This is a genomic window from Microbacterium gawkjiense (genome assembly GCF_031932225.1).
Taxonomy (GTDB): domain Bacteria; phylum Actinomycetota; class Actinomycetes; order Actinomycetales; family Microbacteriaceae; genus Microbacterium; species Microbacterium gawkjiense.
This window is the reverse complement of sequence record NZ_JAUZVV010000001.1, coordinates 766,373-784,568: the sequence shown is the minus strand read 5'-3', so window position 1 is coordinate 784,568 and position 18,196 is coordinate 766,373. Positions and strand designations below refer to the sequence as shown.

The 18,196-nt window shown below is 70.9% G+C and carries 18 protein-coding genes and 3 tRNA genes; 6 read left to right on the top strand and 15 right to left on the bottom strand.

The features are described 5' to 3' along the window. Nucleotides 1–28: 28 nt before the first annotated feature. The 5 genes from Q9S71_RS03830 to Q9S71_RS03810 all read right to left on the bottom strand — a co-directional run bounded on the left by Q9S71_RS03830 (nt 29) and on the right by Q9S71_RS03810 (nt 6,165). Complete coding sequence (locus tag Q9S71_RS03830; protein ID WP_311860611.1) at nt 29–1,261, bottom strand: DUF1972 domain-containing protein; 1,233 nt, start codon at nt 1,259–1,261, stop codon at nt 29–31. Then, a complete protein-coding gene (locus Q9S71_RS03825; RefSeq protein WP_311860610.1) occupies nt 1,261–2,787 on the bottom strand; it encodes a sugar transferase in 1,527 nt (508 codons plus the stop codon). The genes Q9S71_RS03830 and Q9S71_RS03825 overlap by 1 nt, the downstream gene beginning before the upstream one ends. A 270-nt stretch (nt 2,788–3,057) precedes the next feature. Further along, nucleotides 3,058–4,752 carry an aldehyde dehydrogenase family protein gene (locus Q9S71_RS03820; RefSeq protein WP_311860609.1) on the bottom strand — a complete coding sequence of 565 codons (1,695 nt, stop codon included), beginning with the start codon at nt 4,750–4,752 and terminating at the stop codon, nt 3,058–3,060. Between the two features lie 19 nt (nt 4,753–4,771). Continuing rightward, on the bottom strand, nt 4,772–5,032 hold the full coding sequence (locus Q9S71_RS03815) for a glutaredoxin family protein (protein ID WP_311860608.1): 261 nt from the start codon (nt 5,030–5,032) through the stop codon (nt 4,772–4,774). Next, nucleotides 5,032–6,165: a glycosyltransferase gene (locus tag Q9S71_RS03810; protein ID WP_311860606.1), complete on the bottom strand. Its 1,134-nt coding sequence runs from the start codon at nt 6,163–6,165 to the stop codon at nt 5,032–5,034. Before Q9S71_RS03810 ends, Q9S71_RS03815 begins: the two co-directional genes overlap by 1 nt. Before the next feature lie 169 nt (nt 6,166–6,334). Here Q9S71_RS03810 and Q9S71_RS03805 point away from each other — a divergent pair, with 169 nt between their 5' ends. After that, the gene (locus Q9S71_RS03805; protein ID WP_311860605.1) at nt 6,335–6,886 is read left to right on the top strand and encodes an HdeD family acid-resistance protein; all 552 of its coding nucleotides are present in this window, start codon (nt 6,335–6,337) and stop codon (nt 6,884–6,886) included. Between the two features lie 21 nt (nt 6,887–6,907). After that, nucleotides 6,908–7,759: a hypothetical protein gene (locus Q9S71_RS03800; protein WP_311860603.1), complete on the top strand. Its 852-nt coding sequence runs from the start codon at nt 6,908–6,910 to the stop codon at nt 7,757–7,759. A gap of 4 nt (nt 7,760–7,763) precedes the next feature. Here the strand turns inward: Q9S71_RS03800 and Q9S71_RS03795 are convergent, their stop codons facing one another. From Q9S71_RS03795 to Q9S71_RS03770, 6 genes are all read right to left on the bottom strand, one after another. Continuing rightward, nucleotides 7,764–8,612, bottom strand: a complete 849-nt coding sequence (locus Q9S71_RS03795; protein WP_311860601.1) for an NAD-dependent epimerase/dehydratase family protein — start codon at nt 8,610–8,612, stop codon at nt 7,764–7,766. Nucleotides 8,613–8,649: 37 nt separating this feature from the next. Continuing rightward, nucleotides 8,650–8,979 carry a hypothetical protein gene (locus Q9S71_RS03790; protein WP_311860599.1) on the bottom strand — a complete coding sequence of 110 codons (330 nt, stop codon included), beginning with the start codon at nt 8,977–8,979 and terminating at the stop codon, nt 8,650–8,652. Continuing rightward, nucleotides 8,979–9,386 (bottom strand): NAD(+)--rifampin ADP-ribosyltransferase, encoded by a 408-nt coding sequence (gene arr, locus Q9S71_RS03785; protein ID WP_311860597.1) that lies wholly within the window; start codon nt 9,384–9,386, stop codon nt 8,979–8,981. Before arr ends, Q9S71_RS03790 begins: the two co-directional genes overlap by 1 nt. A gap of 22 nt (nt 9,387–9,408) precedes the next feature. Next, nucleotides 9,409–10,653, bottom strand: coding sequence for an alpha-hydroxy acid oxidase (locus Q9S71_RS03780; protein ID WP_311860595.1), 1,245 nt, complete (start codon nt 10,651–10,653; stop codon nt 9,409–9,411). A 42-nt stretch (nt 10,654–10,695) separates the two neighbouring features. Further along, entirely contained in the window at nt 10,696–12,738 is a 2,043-nt protein-coding gene (locus Q9S71_RS03775) for a bifunctional aldolase/short-chain dehydrogenase (RefSeq protein WP_311860593.1), read from the bottom strand. Nucleotides 12,739–12,799: 61 nt separating this feature from the next. Beyond that, nucleotides 12,800–13,552, bottom strand: coding sequence for a DeoR/GlpR family DNA-binding transcription regulator (locus tag Q9S71_RS03770; RefSeq protein ID WP_311860592.1), 753 nt, complete (start codon nt 13,550–13,552; stop codon nt 12,800–12,802). 51 nt (nt 13,553–13,603) lie between these two features. Between Q9S71_RS03770 and Q9S71_RS03765 the strand changes: the two genes are divergently transcribed. The 3 genes from Q9S71_RS03765 to Q9S71_RS03755 all read left to right on the top strand — a co-directional run bounded on the left by Q9S71_RS03765 (nt 13,604) and on the right by Q9S71_RS03755 (nt 15,452). After that, the gene (locus Q9S71_RS03765) at nt 13,604–13,738 is read left to right on the top strand and encodes a hypothetical protein (RefSeq protein ID WP_311860590.1); all 135 of its coding nucleotides are present in this window, start codon (nt 13,604–13,606) and stop codon (nt 13,736–13,738) included. Nucleotides 13,739–14,127: 389 nt separating this feature from the next. Continuing rightward, nucleotides 14,128–14,805 (top strand): hypothetical protein, encoded by a 678-nt coding sequence (locus tag Q9S71_RS03760; RefSeq protein WP_311860587.1) that lies wholly within the window; start codon nt 14,128–14,130, stop codon nt 14,803–14,805. Then, nucleotides 14,805–15,452 carry a hypothetical protein gene (locus Q9S71_RS03755; RefSeq protein ID WP_311860585.1) on the top strand — a complete coding sequence of 216 codons (648 nt, stop codon included), beginning with the start codon at nt 14,805–14,807 and terminating at the stop codon, nt 15,450–15,452. Before Q9S71_RS03760 ends, Q9S71_RS03755 begins: the two co-directional genes overlap by 1 nt. An 86-nt stretch (nt 15,453–15,538) precedes the next feature. Here Q9S71_RS03755 and Q9S71_RS03750 read toward each other — a convergent pair. From Q9S71_RS03750 to Q9S71_RS03740, 3 genes are all read right to left on the bottom strand, one after another. After that, nucleotides 15,539–15,611: transfer RNA gene (locus tag Q9S71_RS03750), tRNA-Phe, on the bottom strand. Between the two features lie 69 nt (nt 15,612–15,680). Further along, nucleotides 15,681–15,754, bottom strand: a tRNA-Asp gene (locus Q9S71_RS03745). Nucleotides 15,755–15,775: 21 nt separating this feature from the next. Next, a tRNA-Glu gene (locus tag Q9S71_RS03740) sits at nt 15,776–15,848 on the bottom strand. 210 nt (nt 15,849–16,058) lie between these two features. On the opposite strand from Q9S71_RS03740, the gene Q9S71_RS03735 reads away from it, so the two are divergent. Beyond that, complete coding sequence (locus Q9S71_RS03735) at nt 16,059–17,519, top strand: peptidoglycan DD-metalloendopeptidase family protein (protein ID WP_311860584.1); 1,461 nt, start codon at nt 16,059–16,061, stop codon at nt 17,517–17,519. A gap of 60 nt (nt 17,520–17,579) precedes the next feature. Here Q9S71_RS03735 and Q9S71_RS03730 read toward each other — a convergent pair whose 3' ends face one another. Further along, nucleotides 17,580–18,113, bottom strand: a complete 534-nt coding sequence (locus Q9S71_RS03730; protein ID WP_311860582.1) for an inorganic diphosphatase — start codon at nt 18,111–18,113, stop codon at nt 17,580–17,582. Nucleotides 18,114–18,196 lie beyond the last annotated feature (83 nt).

The following is an 18,196-nucleotide window of genomic DNA, read 5'->3' as shown; positions in this document are numbered from 1 at the left end:
ACCGCGGCCCGACGCCGGGGGGTTCGGGTCAGCGGGTCGAGTCCGGCCGGCGCCGCGCTCGACGCCCGAGCAGGTGCATCGACTCGCCGCGGGCGAGTCGGACGGCGAGGTCCTCGTAGTCGGTCGCGATGTCGTCCCAACGGAACGCCTCGCGGGCGCGCTCGCGGACGATCCGCCCCATCACGGTCGCGCCGGCGGGGTCGCCCTCGAGGGTCGCGAAGTGTCGGCCGGCCTCGGCGGCATCCGCGAAGAACAGGCCCTGCTCGGCCAGCGTCTCGTGGTTGAAGCCGACGTCGTACGCGAGGACGGCCGTGCCGGCCCCCATCGCCCGCAGGAGCGACGGGTTGGTCCCGCCCACGGAGTGCCCGTGCACGTAGGTGAGCGCGTGGAAGTAGAGCGCGTCCAGCAGGTCCTGGTCGAAGACCCCGCCGAGGAAGTGGATGCGGGGATCGCTGCCTGCGGCGGCACGGATCTGCTGCGTGTACTCGGCGGCGTAGGGCGCGGAGCCGACGACGACGAGGGGCCGGGTCGCGGAGCTCCTGCGGTAGCCCTCGACGATCTCGAGCACGTGGTTCTCGGGCTCGAACCGGGCGACCACGAGGTGGTATCCGCCCGGTGTCAGGCCGAGGGAGCGGATGCCGTCGGCCGGGGCGTCCTCGAGGATCGGGGCGCCGTAGCGGATGAGCTCGGTCGGCACGCCGAACTCGCGGTCGTAGTAGTCGCGGATGCCGGGGGCGTCGGCGATGAGCGCGTCGGCGGTGCGGACGCCGAACTCCTCTGCCCAGCGGTAGTACGCCTTGCCGCGCCGGCCCCACTTCGACCGCTTCCATTCCAGGCCGTCCATGTGCAGGGCGGTCGGGATGCCGCGGGCGCGGAGCGCCGGCAGGAACGGCGAGTTCGCCGCGTTGAAGACGAAGGCGGCATCCGGTCGGCGGCCGAACACGGCGTGCACGGCCGAGAGCCCGGTGTGGCTCAGCGTCTCGAGCTGCTTCACCCGGAGGGCGGGCAGGTGGACGACCTTCATGCCGAGGTACTCGCGGGCGCGGCTCTCGGAGCCCCGCGTGTACACGGTGACGCCGTGTCCGCGCTCGACGAGCCGACGACCGATCTCCTCGACGGCGGTCTCGAAGCCGCCGTACGAGGCCGGGACCCCGCGGGTGCCGATCATCGCGATCTCGAGCGTCCGCGTGGCGCGGGGCCGCTCGTCCTGGGTGAGGCGGACCGGCTCGCTGTCGAGCCGCCGCGGGATTTCGATGACCATCAGTACGCTCCCTCGGTGGTGACCATGACCTTGGCTGTCCGCCACATCAGGACCAGGTCCGTCATGACGGTCCAGTTCTCGACGTAGCGGAGATCGAGCCGGACGCTCTCCTCCCAGGAGAGGTCGCTGCGTCCGCCGACCTGCCAGGGGCCGGTGATGCCCGGCTTGATGTAGAGGCGGCGCGACACGGTGCCGTCGTAGGCGATCACCTCGGACGGCAGCGGCGGCCGCGGACCGACGACGCTCATGTCGCCGCGCAGCACGTTCCAGAACTGCGGCACCTCGTCGAGTGAGAACGACCGCAGGAACCGGCCGACCCGCGTCACCCGCGGGTCGCGCCGGAGCTTGAAGAGGGGCCCCGAGCCCTCGTTGTGGGCGAGGAGTGCCGCGAGCTCGGCCTCGGCATCCACCCGCATCGTGCGGAACTTGAGCATCGCGAACTCGCGTCCGTCGCGCCCGACGCGCGCCTGGCGGAAGAAGACGGGACCGCCGTCGTCGGCCGTGATCGCGATCGCGATCACGAGCGCGATCGGTGCGAACAGGACGAGGGCGGCGAGCGACACGAGGATGTCGAGCGCCCGTTTCACGTAGTAGGCGGCTCCCTCGAAGCTCGGGATCTTGACGTGGATGAGCGGCATCCCCTCGACGGGCCGCAGCGACATGCGCGGCCCGGCGACGTCGGTGAGGCGGCTCGAGATCACGAGCTCGGCCGCGGTGCCCTCGAGCGCCCACGCGAGCCGCTTCACGTACGCCGGGTCGCCGGCGGGCTGGCTCGCGACCACGATCGTGTCGCTCTCGTGGATCGCAGCGGCACGCAGGACGGCGTCGTCGCCGCGCGTGACCGGGTACACGACGTCGTCGACGGTGAGCGAGTCCCGGTCGTCGTCGAGCAGGGCCACACCGACGACGAGGTATCCCAGCTGGCCGGCCGGTCCGAGCGACCGGATCGCGTACTCCACGTCGTCCCGCGAGCCGACGACGACGGTGCGCGAGGCGTACCGGCCCTCGGCGCGCTGGGCGATGAGCCATCGTCGCCATGCCCACCGCGAGGCGAGGAGCGCCAGGGTGCCGAGCGGCAGCGCGGTGAACAGCTGCGCACGGATGCCGTGCCACTCGAACACCACGAAGACGATCGCGAGCAGGCCGAACGCGAGCCCGGTCGCGTGGGCGACGCGCGCGTACTCCGTGGGCCCGGTCCCGACGACCGTCGTCGACCGGGTGTTGAAGAGGCCGAGCGAGATGAGCCAGATCATCGCGGTCGCGACCGCGATGATGACCCGGTTCCGGACGGCGATGTCGGAGGGCGCAGCGGCGGTGAGCGAGACGATGGTCGCGAAGGTGCAGGACACCGCCACGACGACGGCGTCGTTCACGCGGAGCCGCGTGCGGAACCGGCGCTCCCACTGCAGGCGGCCGACGAGCGCCGCCGAGGCGCGGGGCGCCTCAGCGGTCGAGGTGCGCGGCGCCGTCTTCGGGCCGAGCCCGGGCAGCGTGAGACCCGGCGCGATGCCGTCGACCGCGGTCACCGAGCGTCCCCACACACATCGGTCAGCTGCCGCATCATGCCCCCAAGCAATGTGCGTCACTGCATCCGCCCCCAAGGCGGCTGCATGTTCCCCAAGCGAGCTTCGCGGTCCCCCAAAGACCTCCGCGCGACCCCCCGGCCGCGCGATCCACTCGGAGGCAACTGTAGCGCGCACCGGGCGAGCGTGCGAGTGCGATTCGTAAACTCGGCGTCAGCCGATGTTCATCCGCCCCGCCGTCGCCGCCCGCCGCGGCCGGTCACGCGGCGGGGGTCAGGCGCCGAACGCCCGCACGAGGGTGAGGAGCAGCGGCCCGACCCGGCCGTCCATGCGGAAGCGCGTGAACCCCTCCGACACGGCCCGTCCGGTGCGCGAGGTGACGAACCACGGCGGTTTCGGCAGGACCGAGAACCGTCCTCGGCCGAGCGAGCGCGGGAAGGGCCGGAACGGTCCGCGGACGACCGTCCGCTCGACCCCGTCCAGTAGTAGCGCGTTGTGCACGACGCCGATCCCGCTGGGCGCGTCGCCGATCGTGCCGCCCGGGTACGCGCCCCAGGTGGCGGTCGGGGTCAGGAACCCGAACGCGGTCCACGCGTTCACGGCCACGGTGCCGAAGCGCAGGCGCGCGAGGGCGTCCTCGAAGCCGGCGCCGAGATCCCGCAGGGTCGCCGGGTCGACGAGGACATTGGCGCCGAGGGTGCCGGTGAGCCGGTCGTTCGCGTGGGCGACCGCCGCGTCGAGGAACGCGGCCCCGGTGCCCGGGAGGTCGATGACGCCGAGCACGGGCGCGAAGTACTCCGTCGTCTCGATCTCGCCGCCGCCCGCCGCGATGGCGCGGGTGTCGCCGGCGAACCACGCGGCATCCGGGTACACGTCCCTCACGCGCTGCAGTCGGTCGGCGGCGTTCGGGTACCAGACGGGACGCTGCGGCGTCCGCCCGAAGACCCGGTGCAGCTCGCGCACGAACTCCTCGCGCTGGTCCCAGTCGCGGCTGAGAAGCACGACCTGCCCGGCGATGCAGTTGTGGCCGCTGTTGTGCAGCCGCATCGTCGCGACGTGCTCCGCCTGGAACCGCAAATCGGCCTTCGACCAGCGCCCCGGCACGACGATGATCGGCGACACCCCGCCGAGCTCGGCGGTGATCGGCACCCGCAGCCGGTCCTCGCCCGTTCCGACGATGGCGCGGAAGGTGGTCTCGGATCCCGTGATGTGGACGTGGTCGATCCCGGGATGCCGCGTGAGGTACGCCCCGACGTCGCCGCCGCCGCTCGCCACGGCGACGAGGCCCGCGCGGATCAGCGGTGCGAAGGCGCGCTCGAACACGGGCACGAGCGCGTCCTGCGTGGGGTTCACCTTCAGGAGCGCGACGCGCCCCTCGGCCAGCAGCTCGTACAACACGTCGAGGAACGGGATCGAGGTGACGTTGCCAGCCCCGAGGACGAGACCGACGCCGCCGGCGCGGTGCGGATGCCGCGACGCGAGGCCCGCGGCATCCCTCGCCTCGTGCGGGGTGACGCCGGGCTGCAGCCATACCTCGGTGGTGTACCCCGACAGCAGCAGGCGGTCCGAGGCGCGCAGGGGCGAGGAGTGCACGACGGTGCGTCCGCCGGGGCCGGTGCCGAGACGGACGCCGGCGAGCGGACTGCGGCCGCGCGCGAGGGCGTCGAGGCTGGCGGCGTACGCGTCGAGCGCGACGAGCGCCGCGTAGGGACCGGCGAGCCACTCCTCGCCGGCGAGCGGATGCCGTGGGTCGAGGCCCTTGCTCTCGGCGGCGACGCGCGCCCAGTCGTCGGCGGCGTCGGCGACGGCCGCGCGGACCTCGCGGAGTAGGTCGCGCCGGGCGGCGGCGGGGAGCGCGCGCCAGTCCGCGGAGCCGGTGCGCAGGCGCGCGAGCGCCGCGTCGAGGGCGGCGCGGGTGTCGGCGTCGGGGGAGCGGTCCCGGGGCGTGGCCGGTGACGTCGTCGTCATCGTCGCGGCGCGGGTGGGCTCAGATGAGCGAGAGTTCGCGGAGCTTCGCGGCGACGTCGTCGTTGCTCGGCTCGACGTGGTGCGTCGCGTCGGGGTAGACCACGACGGGGATGTTGGTGCGACCGGAGATCTCGCGGGCGACATCGGCGGCGTCGGGCTCGGCCTCGAGGTCGATGTAGCGGTAGTCGACTCCGAGGCCGTCGAGCTGCGCCTTCGTGCGGCGGCAGTCGCGGCACCAGTCGGCGCCGAACATCGTGATCTGAGCGGACGTGTCGGTCATCACTCCAGCGTACGCCCGCCCACCGCCGTGGGCGCGGCGTCGGGTTGCGCCGCGCGGCGCCCGGATCTGCGGGGGGCGTAGACGACGAGGGCGTGGAAGACGAAGCGCAGCACGAAGGCGGCGACGAGGGTGAGGGCGGCGGCGAGGACCGCCGGGATGTGCGCTCCCTCGACGAGGATCGACAGCACCGGGATGCGGACGATCGCCTCGAGCCCGTTGAAGCTGAACGACTTCAGGAACCGGGTGAGCATGCGGCCCGATTCGGAGCGCATGTCGGCGAAGACGAGGTACTCGAGCAGCAGGAAGTTCGTGATGATCGTCACGACGCTCGCCACGACGGCGGCGGGGACGTAGTCCATCCCGAGGCGGATGAGGCCCCACATGATCACGAGGTTCGCGATGGCGCCGAACCCGCCGACGAGCGCGAACGCCGACATTCGGCCGAAGCGCAGCATCGCGAGCTGGGTGAGGAAGCGGACGCCCTGCGTGAACGTCGCCTTCGAGGTGCCGGCGTGGCGCTGCGCGAAGTCGAAGGGCACCTCGTCGACGCGCAGCTGACGACGGGCGAGCACCTCGAGCAGGATCTTGAAGCCGCGGGGGCGCAAGGCGTCGACGTCGACGGCGTGCGTGTCGAGCAGGAAGAACCCCGTCATCGGGTCGGTGCAGTTCGCGAGCTTGCGCGGGAACATCGCCTTCGTCAGCGCGGTCGAGGCGCGCGAGACGGCGGTGCGGGTCGCGTCGGCGAGTCCCTTCGAGGTGCCGCCCGACGCGTACCGCGAAGCGACGACGACGTCCACGTCGCCGCGTTCGGCGCGCTCGATGAGGCGGGGGATGTCCTCGGGGGGATGCTGCAGGTCGCCGTCCATGACGAGGCACCAGCGCGAGCTCGCCGCCTGGAACCCGGCGACGACGGCGCCCCCGAGACCGGCGACCGGCTGCTCGCGGTGGATCAGGCGGACGGGGAAGGGCGACGTGCGGGCCGCTGCCGCGATGATGTCGGCCGTGTCGTCGGTCGAGTCGTCGACGAAGACGACCTCGAAGACGCGGCCGTCGAGCGTGTCACCGATGCGCCGCAGCAGCTCGACGACGTTCGGACCCTCGTTGAAGGTCGGAACGATGATCGACAGATCCATGGCGGGGCTCGCGATGCTCGGCGGGCACGGGACGTCTCAGCCTAATGGCGCCTGCCCGGGGGGGACTGAGGATGTCCCCGGCGAACCTCCTGTGAGGGCTGGGGGCGGGTGCCTTCCCGCCGAGGGGTACGGCCGATAGCCTGGCCCCATCCGGCGAGGGGAGTGCGCGATGAGCACGCAGGGATCGGCACGGGCGGTGGTGGGCGGCATCCGCGGTGCCCTCCTGATCGGCGGGCTGCTGGCGGTCGTCGTCGGCATCCTGATCCTCGTCTGGCCGGGCAAGACCGCGATGGTCGTCGCCGGGATCATCGCGGCGTGGGCGGTCGTCGCCGGCATCGTGAACGTCGCCATCGGGCTGCTGTCGCGCACGGCGGGTTCCTGGGCGCGCGTGGGCCACATCGCCCTGGGCCTGATCTTCGTGATCGGCGGTGTCGTCGCCTTCTCGAACCTCGGGCTCGCGGCCGAGACGCTCGCGACGTTCCTGGGTGCGTTGGTCGGCATCCTGTGGATCGTCGAGGGTGTCGTCGCGTTGACGACCCTCCGCGGCACCCGGTCGCGCGGCTGGACGATCGCGTTCGCGGTTCTCAGCCTCGTCGCGGGGGTGGCCATCCTCTTCGCGCCCGTCTGGGGCGCGCTCGTGCTCTGGCTGTGGATGGGCGTCTCGCTCATCCTGCTCGGCGTCATCCAGATCGTCCGGGCCTCGCGGCTGCGCACGATCTGACCCCTCTGCTAGACAGGGGGGATGATCTGGGGGGATGCCGGTGACACCCGAGCGCGCCGGGTGCGGAGCGGTCTCGTCCTCACCGTCGCGGCGCTGGTCCTGACGACGGGGTGCGTCGCGACCGCGACGGAGGCCCGGAGTGTCGCGGAGGCGGCGAGCGAGCCGACCCCCGAGGCGAGCCCCGACCCGACCCCGGTGGCGACCCCCGTGGTGATCCCCGCCGACGGGCCGATCATCGTCGGCGAGCAGACCGTGTCGGGCGTCGGCCCTCGGACCGAGGAGCGGGTGCCGCTGGCCGTGCCCGCGGCCGCGCGTTCCGTACTCGTCGACCTCTCCTGCGACGCCCCGTCGCACTTCATCGCCGAGCTGGGCGACGCGATGATGCTCGGCCAGGCGCCGCTGTCGGGCGAGTGCGACGGTTCCCGCACCCTGGCCTGGCCCTGGACGTACGGATCGTCGGGGATGCTGTGGCTGTCGATCGGGCCGGAGGTCGGGTGGACCCTCTCCGTCACCTACTCGTCCGAGCCGTTCGTGCAGGATGCCGACCTGGTCGAGGAGTGCGAGGCGTACTCGCAGGTGTACAGCCAGGTCTCGAACGCCGACGACGGCTACGGCTTCTACGCCGCGTTCGGAGCCGACGAATGGAACACGCGGGTGGATGCCGCGGCACGGGCGGCCGCCGCGCTCGCCGACGCGTCGGATACGTCGCTCGCCGACGGCTTCGCCGCCATGCGCGACGTGCTCGCGGAGCGCTCGCCGATCCCGGGTGGGATGACGGAGGTGCAGGAGTTCTGGGAGGTGCACCGGCCGATCGCCGAGACCTGCGCGTGGAACCACACCGAGATCGCGGTCTACGCCGAGTTCGGCGGCTGACCTCTCAGCTCACGTGGTCGCGCCAGGAGTGCTGCGGCCGGTAGCCGAGCAGGCGCTGCGCCTTCGCGGTCGAGAACAGCGAATCGTGCGTGCCGAGGTCGCCGCGCGTCTCGGCATCCGGGAACACCTCGGCGACCAGCTCGTCGTTCGGGCGGCTCATGACGGTGTCGGCGGCGGCGATGAGGAAGTGGTCGAACCCGGCGGGCGCGACCTCGAGGGCCCGCGCGACCGCCTGCGCACCGTCGCGTGCGTCGATGTAGCTCCACAGGTTCCACTTGCGGCCGCGGGCGTCGGCGTCGAAGGAGGGGAATTCCGCGTAGTCCTCCGGCACCATCACGTTCGAGAACCGCAGGGCGGTGATGGATGCCGCCGGGTACCAGCGCGTCAGCTGGATCGCCATCTGCTCCTCGAGGTGCTTCACGAGCGAGTACACCGACTCGGGGCGCGCGGGGTAGTCCTCGTCGACCGGGATGTAGGGCGGCGGGACGTCGAACGGCAGCCCCTGCACGGTCTCGCTCGAGGCGTAGACGATCTTCGTGATGCCGATCCGCAGCGCCGCCCAGAACACGTTGAACGTGCTCGCGATGTTGTTGTGGAAGGTCGCGACGTCCGAGCGGATGCCGGGGGCCGGGATCGCCGCGAGGTGCACGAGCGCGTCGACGCCGTCGTGCTGGTCGCCGACCCCGGTCAGCGCGTCGATGACCTGGCCGTAGTCGGTCAGGTCGACCTGGACGAAGCCGGGTCCGCGCCGGCCGTGGACGTCGAAGCCGATGACCTCGTGACCGGCGGCCCGGAGTTCGCGGACCACGACCGTGCCGAGCTTGCCGGAGGACCCTGTGACGGCGATGCGCATCCCGCCAGCATGTCATGCAGCCGGGACACGGGGGCCGTCACCAGCCGTGGGTGTTGAGCCACTCCCGGCGGTGGGCGGTCTCGGCATCCGTCTCCTGCGGATCCGACGTCTCGTGTGCGGTGAGCCTGCCGTCTTCGAGGGGGACGAAGCGGTGGCACACGGGGCAGAGGGCGCGCCCGGAGGGCCAGCCGTCCGCGAGTGCTGCGGCGGGCTCGCCGGGTCGACCGGAGCCGGGGCATCCGGCGGGGTCGGCGGCGGCATCCGTCCACATGATGGCACGGTGCCGGTGCAGGCCGGGGTGATCGAGCGGGCGGGTGCACCGGCGGCCGGCGTTGCGGCTGCGGCAGAAGCGGATGACGCCGGCCATCAGTTGATGATCTCGCCGCCGGACTCCTCGATCGCGGCGATCCGGCGCTTCCAGTCCGCGAGGGCGTCGGGCGTCAGGCGTGGGAAGTCGGTGATCTCACCGACGATGCGCAGCGGTTCGGTGCTGCGGTACGAGCGGGTCGGATTGCCGGGGAACTTCTTGTCGGTGACGTTCGGGTCGTCCTCGAACGGCCCGGTCGGCTCGACGATGTAGACGCGCGGCTCGCCATCGCCGGCGGCGAGCTCGGCCGCGAGGCCCGCGCCGTCGCGCTGCGCCGTGAAGTAGATGTGGTTCATCACGATCGACGGCCGGTAGTTCGAGCGTCGCCCCACGACCAGCAGATCACCTATCCGCAGATCGGCCTTCGTGCCGTGGAAGAAGGGTCCGGTCTCGTCCGCTGCGCTCACCGCGCCAGGCTAGCGCGCGGGCTCAGACGTCGGTACGGGGCATCGGCGCGAGGCGCGTGAGCTGCGTCACGTGCCGCGGCTCGAGCTCGGCGATCGAGGCGACGCCGAGGAGCTTCATCGTGCGCTCGATCTCGCTGCGGAGGATCTCGATCGTCTTGTCGACGCCCGCCCGGCCGCCCGCCATGAGGCCGTACAGGTAGGCGCGGCCGATGAGGGTGAACTTCGCGCCGAGCGCCATCGCGGCGACGATGTCGGCGCCGTTCATGATGCCGGTGTCGACCATGACCGTCGCGTCCTTGCCGACCTCGCGCACGACGGTGGGCAGCAGGTGGAAGGGGATGGGTGCCCGGTCGAGCTGGCGCCCGCCGTGGTTCGAGAGGATGATGCCGTCGACGCCGTGATCGATGAGGCGCTTCGAGTCCTCGACGTTCTGCACGCCCTTGATGACGATCTTGCCGGGCCAGATCTCGCGGACGACCTTCAGGTCCTCGTAGCTGATCGTCGGGTCCATCGCGGCGTTGAGCAGGTCGCCGACCGTGCCGCCCGTCGCCGACAGCGAGGCGAACTCGAGCTTGGGGGTCGTGAGGAAGTCGATCCACCACCACGGCCGCGGGATCGCGTTGACGATCGTGCCGAGGGTGAGCTGCGGCGGGATCGAGAAGCCGTTGCGCTTGTCGCGCAGGCGCGCGCCGGCGACGGGGGTGTCGACGGTGAACTGCAGCGTGTCGAACCCGGCCTCGGCGGCGCGCTTCGCGAGCCCGTACGAGATCTCGCGATCGCGCATGACGTACAGCTGGAACCAGTTGCGCCCGTTCGGGTTGGCGGCCTTCACGCCCTCGATCGAGGTGGTCCCGAGGGTCGAGAGGGTGAACGGGATGCCGGCGGCCCCCGCCGCTCCCGCGCCCGCGACCTCGCCCTCGGTCTGCATGAGACGGGTGAAACCGGTCGGGGCGATGCCGAAGGGGAGCGCGGACGGTCCGCCGAGGATCTCGACGGAGGTGTCGACGTTCTCCGCCGGGCGCAGCACGTCGGGGTGGAACTCGACGTCCTCGAACGCCTGACGGGCGCGGGCGAGCGAGGTCTCGCCCTCGGCGGCGCCGTCGGTGTAGTCGAACGCGGCCTTCGGGGTGCGGCGCTTCGCGATCTTCCGCAGGTCGGCGATCGTGTACGCGGCATCCAGTCGGCGTTTCGTGCCGTTGAGCTCGGGCTTCTTGAACTGCATGAGCTCGAGCAGCTCGACGGGCTTCGGGAATTGACGCTGCACCATGGGGACCATCTTCCTCTGGAGTGATTCGACCGCGGGCCGTGTTTAACGCAGGAAGGCGGCGGCGACGCCGGAGTCCACGGGGATGTGCAGGCCGGTGGTGCGCGAGAGCTCGGGGCCGGTGAGGACGTAGACCGCGTCGGCGACGTTCTCGGGCACGACCTCGCGCTTGAGGATCGTGCGGTTCGCGTAGAACTGGCCGAGGTCCTCCTCCTTCACCCCGTAGGTCGCGGCGCGGTTGGCGCCCCAGCCGGCGGCGAAGATGCCCGAGCCGCGGACGACGCCGTCGGGGTTGATGCCGTTGACGCGCACACCGTGCTCGCCGAGCTCGACGGCCAGCAGGCGCACCTGGTGGGCCTGGTCGGCCTTCGTCGCCGAGTACGCGATGTTGTTGGGGCCGGCGAAGACCGAGTTCTTCGACGAGATGTAGATGACGTCGCCGCCCATCTTCTGCTCGATGAGCGCCTTCGCCGCCGCCTTCGCGACGAAGAACGAGCCCTTCGCCATGACGTCGTGCTGCAGATCCCAGTCCTTCTCGGTGGTCTCGAGCAGCGGCTTCGACAGCGACAGGCCCGCGTTGTTCACGACGAGGTCGATGCCGCCGAAGGCGAGGACGGTCGCGTCGATCGCGGCCTGCACCCCCGCGGCATCCGCCACGTTCGCGGCGACGCCGATGGCGACGTCCGTACCGCCGAGCTCGGCGGCGGCGGCCTGCGCCTTCTCGAGGTCGAGGTCGGCGACGACGACGCACGCGCCCTCGGCCGCGAGGCGCGTCGCGATCGCCTTGCCGATGCCGGATGCCGCGCCGGTCACGAACGCGATGCGCCCCTGATGCGTCTTGGGCTTCGGCATCCGCTGCAACTTCGCCTCTTCGAGGGCCCAATACTCGATGCGGAACTTCTCGGCGTCCGAGATCGGGGAGTAGGTCGAGAGCGCCTCGGCGCCGCGCATGACGTTGATCGCGTTCACGTAGAACTCGCCGGCGACGCGGGCGGTCTGCTTGTTCGCGCCGTAGCTGAACATGCCGACGCCCGGGACGAGGACGATGAGCGGGTCGGCTCCGCGGATGGCGGGAGAGTCCGCCGTCGCGTGCGCGTCGTAGTACGCCTGGTAGTCGGCGCGGTAGGCCGCGTGCAGCTCGTGCAGGCGCGCGATCGAGTCCTCGACGCTCGCCGAGGCGGGCAGGTCGAGGATGAGCGGCTTGACCTTCGTGCGCAGGAAGTGGTCGGGGCAGCTCGTTCCGAGCTCCGCGAGCGCCGGTGCCTTCTCGGACGCGAGGAAGTCGAGCACGACGTCGCTGTCGGTGTAGTGGCCGACCACCGGCTTGTCGGTCGAGGCGAGCCCGCGGATCGTGGGCGCGAGGGCTGCGGCCTTCGCGCGGCGGTCGGTCTCGGGCAGTGCGTCGAAGCCGGCGCGGACGCCGCCGAAGGGCTGCGCCGCACCGTGCGCGTCGATGTAGGCCTGGGCGGTCTCGATGATCCAGAGGCTGTTGCGCTCCGACTCCTCGGACGTGTCGCCCCAGGCGGTGATGCCGTGGCCGCCGAGGATGCAGCCGATCGCGTCGGGGTTCTCGGCCTTGATGGCGGCGATGTCGAGACCGAGCTGGAAGCCGGGGCGGCGCCACGGGACCCACGCGACCTTCTCGCCGAAGATCTCGCGGGTGAGCTTCTCGCCGTCCGCGGCGGTCGCGATGGCGATGCCGGCGTCGGGATGCAGGTGGTCGACGTGGGCGGCATCCACTAGTCCGTGCATGGCGGTGTCGATCGAGGGGGCGGCGCCGCCCTTGCCGTGCAGGCAGTAGTCGAAGGTGGCGACCATCTCGTCTTCGCGCTCGACGCCCGGGTAGACGTCGACGAGCGCGCGCATCCGGTCGAGGCGGAGGACGGCGAGTCCCTCGGGCTTCAGGGTGCCGAGGTCGCCGCCGGAGCCCTTGACCCAGAGGAGCTCGACGGGCTCGCCGGTGACGGGGTCGGTGTCGGTGCCCTTGGCGGAGGTGTTGCCGCCGGCGTAGTTGGTGACTTTGGGGTCGGATCCGAGGCGGTTGCTGCGCGCGATGAGTTCGGCGGCGGCCGTGGGCGTGGAAGACATCGACTCTCCTGCGAGGCTCAGACGTGAAAGATTTTGTGAAACCTTTCACAATCTAACAGAGTCAGCGGATGTCGACCAGATCCCGGAACGGCGACAGCCGATCGTCGGCAGGGTCCAGCTCGGTGACGAGCAGGTCGACGTCGCTCCATTCGAGGGCGCGCGCGACGGCGAGGCGTTCGAGCTTGGACGAGTCGGCGAGCACGACGGTCTCGTCGGCGTTCGCCGAGAGGACGCGCTTGACCTCGGCTTCCTCGAGGGTCGTTTCGCTGGTGCCGAAGGACGGGTCGAGGGCGGCGGCGCTCGTGAAGAAGCGGTCGTAGTGGAAGCGGGCGGCGCTCTCGCACGCCTGTGCGCCGACGAAGCTGCCGGTGCGCGGTTCGAGGCGTCCGCCGAGGAGGATCGCGTCGATGCCCGGCCGGGCCTGGGCGGTGCGGAGGTTGTCGTACGAATTGGTGACGACGAGAAGTTCGTGGCTGTCGTCGAGGGTGGCGAGCAGCGCCCCGACGGTGGACGAGGCATCCATCGCCGCGGCGCCGCGGTGGGGGAGCAGGTCGTGCGCCTTGCGGGCGATCTCGGCCTTGGCGCCGCCGCGGGCGGCGATGCGCTCGCTGAAGCCCTGCGGCACGATCGCCGCGACGGCGCCGCCGCGCACGCGTCGCGCGAGCCCGTCGCGGACGAGGTCGTCGAGGTCGCGGCGCACCGTCATGACCGAGACGCCGAGCGCGTCGGCGGCGGGTTCGAGGCGGATGCTGCCGGACTCGGCCAGCATCTCGACCAGGCGCGACCGCCGTTGAGCACTGAGGAGGGGCGGCATGCGATCAGGGTAGCCGGGCTGGTCTTGTCGCCCCGCGCTTAGGCTCGATCCGTGAGCGAGCGTCCGGCGGTCAGGTGCCCCACCTGCGGCGATCCGCTGCGCTTCGAGATCCTCGACGACGAGCGGTTCACGGTCGCGTGGTCGTGCCTGAACTGCGGGCTGGTGCGGGTGACGGAGCCGCGGTGAGGGTCAGCGCAGTGACACCGACGTGTCAGGATGCGCGGGCATGAGCAACGACGAGCCCGACTGGACGATCCGCATTCCCGGCTCCGAGGGGCGGCGCTTCACCGAGAGGCAACAGGCACTTCTGGATCGACTCGGGCGCGAGCTGGCAAACTCCCGAGGGGACCGCTCGAGGCGTCCGAGCTGGAGATCAGGGCGTCGGCGATCGTCCGCGAACTCGCCGTGTCCGGACTCGCGGCCGATCAGATGGCCGAGAACAGTCGTCTCCGTCCGGCGTTCGTGCGCACGCTCCTTGCGGGCGGTGGATTTCCCGGCTCCGACTGACAAATGTCACGCTCATCGGTGATGCGTCGGCACTGCCGCGATCGTCACCGGCGGCGTGGGATGGATGCATGCCTTTTCGCACATCCATGGTCCCCGTAGCCTCGTCCGCCCTGCCGTTCTGGCGCCGGCCGGGCCACCTCATCCGGACGAACGCGCGCGCCTACGTGCTCCTCAACGTCGCCGCATACAGCCTCGTCCTCGTCGGTTTCGCGCTCGGGCTGCTCTTCCCCGAGCTGAACACCGCCCGCGCGGACGCGCTCGAATCCGACGGCACGGCCGACCTGGTGAGGTCGGTGGTCTCCTCGGCTCCCCTCTTCGCCCTGCTGATCTTCGCGGTGAACCTGTTCCGCCTCAGCCTCGCCACCATCGTGCTGCCATCGCTGCTGGTCCCCTTCGCGGGTCTCGCCCTGTTCGGGTGGTGGGCGGTGGAGACGGGGGTCACGCTCGTGCAGACCACGGCCGTCGGCTGGGTCGCGCTCATCCCTCACGCGCTCACCGTCCTGATCGAACTGCAGGCCTACGTCCTCTTCCTGCTCGGCGCGTGGATCCTGGGCCGCAGCTGGCTGCGTCCGCGCAGTGTCGGGGTGCAACGGCACCGGGATGGGTATGTCCGGGGACTCGAGAGCATCGGCCTCTTGGCAGTGCCGGCGCTGATCCTCCTGGTTGTCGGAGCGATCTGGGAGGCGTACTCCCTGCTGTACCTGGTCCATCCGCTCAGCCAGTGGCTGCTCGGTGGTGCTGCCTGATGGCGACCTGGCGGCAGCGCATCGCCGAACGGCGGGTCCGCGCGGGGGACGGCCGTCCCCTCGATCCCTACCGGTGGTGGCAGGCGCTCGGCAGGTCGACGTTCGCCATCACGCTCCCCGGTGCGAACGGATCCACGTCCGTCTTCACGGTCGACGTTCGCCAGTGGGGGGACCGGGATGACGGCGAGGTGCGGGCGCGGCTCTACCGAGACGGCGCGCTGGATGCCGTCTCCCGGCTGCCGGCACGATTCGCCGTCCCCGGCGGCCACATCGAGGTCGCCGCGAACTCCTTCGGGCTCCGACGATGCCATTTCGTCTCGACGGAAGGGGAGGAACGACAGTTGACGCCGCACCCACGGTCCGCAGAAGGACGGCGCGCGGCGCTGCACCGGCGGCATCCGTTCCTCAGCCATGTGATCGGCGTCGTCGCATCGGTCCTCGTCGTCGCCGGAGTCGGCATCGCCGTGCCCCAGTTGGTCGAGACGATCTCGCACATCGAACTGTTCGCGCAGCACCTCGGCACCTTCACGTCGCCAATCCGGCTCTCCGCGGAGGCGAACATCGCCGTGACGCTCGTTCTGGCAGCGGCAAGCACCGAACGGGCACTGCGGCTGAGGTCGAACTGGCTCGACGAACTGGCCGGATGACGCGGACCGACGCCAGGGCAAAGCAAAACCCCCGCCATGTAGAAGCTAGGCGAGGGTTTCTGGGACCGTTGTAACGACGGTCCGTGTGGCTCCGACGGGCGTCGATCCCGTGACCTCACGATTTTCAGTCGTGCGCTCTACCAACTGAGCTACAGAGCCGCATGGCATCCGAAGGTGCCATGTCCTAGACGAAGAGCCCTCTGAAAACAAAGGGCTCGTCGCTCGGAGCGACCCTGACGGGACTTGAACCCGCGACCTCCGCCGTGACAGGGCGGCACGCTAACCAACTGCGCTACAGGGCCATGCTTATTAAATTGTGGGAGTGACCCCAACGGGATTCGAACCCGTGCTACCGCCGTGAAAGGGCGGCGTCCTAGGCCGCTAAACGATGGGGCCGAGCGAACCCGGGGGCTCACGCTTACCGAGGGACAAGCATATGCGATCCCCGACGAATGTGCGAATCGAGGGCGCACCGCCTTCTCCCGGGTCTCAAACCGAGGCACGATGGCGACGCCCGTCCGCACTTCTCTTGTGACGAATGTGAACAGTGTTGCTACTGTGATGGGCGGATCAGCACGCCATCTGGCCGAGGGAAGGGTGTGTGCAGTGACCGATCTTTCCGAGGCGTCGGACGTCGATTGCGGCTGCGCGCCTACCGCCGACGAGATGCGATCGTTCTCTCGCATCAGTCGGCGCAACGCCCTGGGACTCGGCATCCTCGGCGTGGCCGCGGCATCCACCGGTCTGGGATTCGCCCTTCCCGCCTTCGCCGCCACCTCGTACCCGAGCTGGGACGACGTCGAGAAGGCCCGCAACAACGAAGCCGCCAAGGGCTCTGAGATCACCCGCATCCAGAACCTCATCTCGTCGCTCGAGAACGACGTCGCCGCCAAGCAGGCCGAAGCCGAGCGCCTCGGCGTCGAGTACCAGGACGCCCTCATCGCGTTCGAGGACGCCGCGGCCCGTGCAGACGCGCTGCAGGCCAAGGCCGACGCGGAAGAGGCCCGTGCGAAGGAGTCCGCCGCGAAGCTCGGCGTCCTCGCCGCGCAGCAGTACCGCTCTGGCAAGGGCGACGCGACCCTCGAGCTCTTCTTCTCCGACTCGTCCGCCAGCGCCGACGACCTGCTCGGACGCCTCGGCACCATGGACCGCCTCGTCGACGCCAACCGCGACGTCTACGCCGAGGCCGTCGGCGCCCGCGACAGCGCGAAGAGCCTCGCCGCCCAGGCCCAGGTCGCCCGCGACGAGCGTGACAAGCGCAAGGTCGAGGCCGAGCAGAAGATGCAGGCTGCGCAGGATGCCGCGCAAGCCGCGCAGGCCGCCCTCGCCGCCCAGAACGAACACCGCGAAGTCCTCGAAGCGCAGCTCGACGCCCTCCGCGACACCACGGCCAAGACCGTGGCCGGGTACAAGGCCGGCGTCGAAGCCGCCCGCAAGGCGCGCGAAGAGGCAGCCCGCAAGGCGCGTGAGGAAGCCGCCCGTAAGGCTCGCGAAGAGGAAGCCCGCCGCATCGCGGAGGAGAAGCGCCGCCGCGAAGAAGAGGCCAAGAACAACCAGGGCGGCGGCGGTTCGAGCGGCGGCGGAGGTGGCGGCGGTTCCAGCAGTGGCGGCTCCAGCGGGGGCGGCGGGGGCGGCGGCGTCGTCCAGTCGTCCGGGTGGGTGCGTCCCGCCCACGGCTGGATCAGCTCCTGGTTCGGCACGCGCGGCAGCATCTGCGGTTCCGGCGGCTGCACGGCCAGCGGCCACCGCGGCATCGACTTCGCCAGCTCCTGCGGCTCGCCGATCTACGCCGCGGCATCCGGCACCGTGGTCTTCGCCGGCTACAGCGGAGCCTGGGGCAACTACATCCAGGTCCGCCACAGCGACGGCACCGTCACCGGGTACGCGCACATCATCAATGGCGGCTACAACGTCGGCTACGGCGACCGCGTCCGCGCCGGTCAGACGATCGCCTACATCGGCAGCACCGGCGCCTCCACCGGCTGCCACCTGCACTTCGAGGTCTACCGCGGCGGAGTCCGCATCGACCCCGCGCCCTTCCTGCGCGCCCGCGGCATCAGCGTCTGACGCCCGCCGAAACGGCAGAGGGTCGGATGCCGCGCGGCATCCGACCCTCTTCGTTTCACGTCAGAGCGTGTTCGGCGACTCGCCCTCACCCTGCGTGCGGGTCTCGCCCTCGTGCTGCTCGAAGCGCTCGAACGCCTCGCCGACCAGGCGCTCGGCCTCGGCGGCGTTCGCCCACTCGTCGACCTTGACCCACTTGCCCGGCTCGAGGTCCTTGTAACGCTCGAAGAAGTGGCCGATCTCGCCCTTGGTCCACTCGTCGATGTCGTCGACGTCCTGGATGTGAGCCCAGCGCGGATCCTTCGCGAGGACCGCGACGACCTTGTCGTCGCCGCCGGCCTCGTCGCTCATCTTCAGGACGGCGACGGGGCGGACCTTGGCCAGCACACCGGGGAAGATCTCACGGTCGAGCAGGACCAGCACGTCGAGCGGGTCGCCGTCCTCGCCGAGCGTGTTCTCGAAGAAGCCGTAGTTCGCGGGGTACCCCATGGGGGTGAACAGAACGCGGTCGAGGAAGACGCGGCCCGTGCCGTGGTCGACCTCGTACTTCACGCGGCTGCCGCGCGGGATCTCGATGACGGCGTCGTACGCGCCCATGCCTGTGCTCCTTTGAATGTCCGGTGGGATGCGCCGACCAGCCTACTGGCGCCGCTGCGTGTGCCGAACTCCGGAAGAAACGC

What these genes read in the sequence shown, in the direction of transcription:
- Q9S71_RS03830 (WP_311860611.1), bottom strand. Translation starts at nt 1,261, where the DNA reads ATGGTCATCGAAATCCCGCGGCGGCTCGACAGCGAGCCGGTCCGCCTC.
- Q9S71_RS03820 (WP_311860609.1), bottom strand. Translation starts at nt 4,752, where the DNA reads ATGACGACGACGTCACCGGCCACGCCCCGGGACCGCTCCCCCGACGCC.
- Q9S71_RS03815 (WP_311860608.1), bottom strand. Translation starts at nt 5,032, where the DNA reads ATGACCGACACGTCCGCTCAGATCACGATGTTCGGCGCCGACTGGTGC.
- Q9S71_RS03810 (WP_311860606.1), bottom strand. Translation starts at nt 6,165, where the DNA reads ATGGATCTGTCGATCATCGTTCCGACCTTCAACGAGGGTCCGAACGTC.
- Q9S71_RS03805 (WP_311860605.1), top strand. Translation starts at nt 6,335, where the DNA reads ATGAGCACGCAGGGATCGGCACGGGCGGTGGTGGGCGGCATCCGCGGT.
- Q9S71_RS03800 (WP_311860603.1), top strand. Translation starts at nt 6,908, where the DNA reads ATGATCTGGGGGGATGCCGGTGACACCCGAGCGCGCCGGGTGCGGAGC.
- Q9S71_RS03795 (WP_311860601.1), bottom strand. Translation starts at nt 8,612, where the DNA reads ATGCGCATCGCCGTCACAGGGTCCTCCGGCAAGCTCGGCACGGTCGTG.
- Q9S71_RS03790 (WP_311860599.1), bottom strand. Translation starts at nt 8,979, where the DNA reads ATGGCCGGCGTCATCCGCTTCTGCCGCAGCCGCAACGCCGGCCGCCGG.
- Q9S71_RS03780 (WP_311860595.1), bottom strand. Translation starts at nt 10,653, where the DNA reads ATGGTGCAGCGTCAATTCCCGAAGCCCGTCGAGCTGCTCGAGCTCATG.
- Q9S71_RS03775 (WP_311860593.1), bottom strand. Translation starts at nt 12,738, where the DNA reads ATGTCTTCCACGCCCACGGCCGCCGCCGAACTCATCGCGCGCAGCAAC.
- Q9S71_RS03770 (WP_311860592.1), bottom strand. Translation starts at nt 13,552, where the DNA reads ATGCCGCCCCTCCTCAGTGCTCAACGGCGGTCGCGCCTGGTCGAGATG.
- Q9S71_RS03760 (WP_311860587.1), top strand. Translation starts at nt 14,128, where the DNA reads ATGCCTTTTCGCACATCCATGGTCCCCGTAGCCTCGTCCGCCCTGCCG.
- Q9S71_RS03755 (WP_311860585.1), top strand. Translation starts at nt 14,805, where the DNA reads ATGGCGACCTGGCGGCAGCGCATCGCCGAACGGCGGGTCCGCGCGGGG.
- Q9S71_RS03730 (WP_311860582.1), bottom strand. Translation starts at nt 18,113, where the DNA reads ATGGGCGCGTACGACGCCGTCATCGAGATCCCGCGCGGCAGCCGCGTG.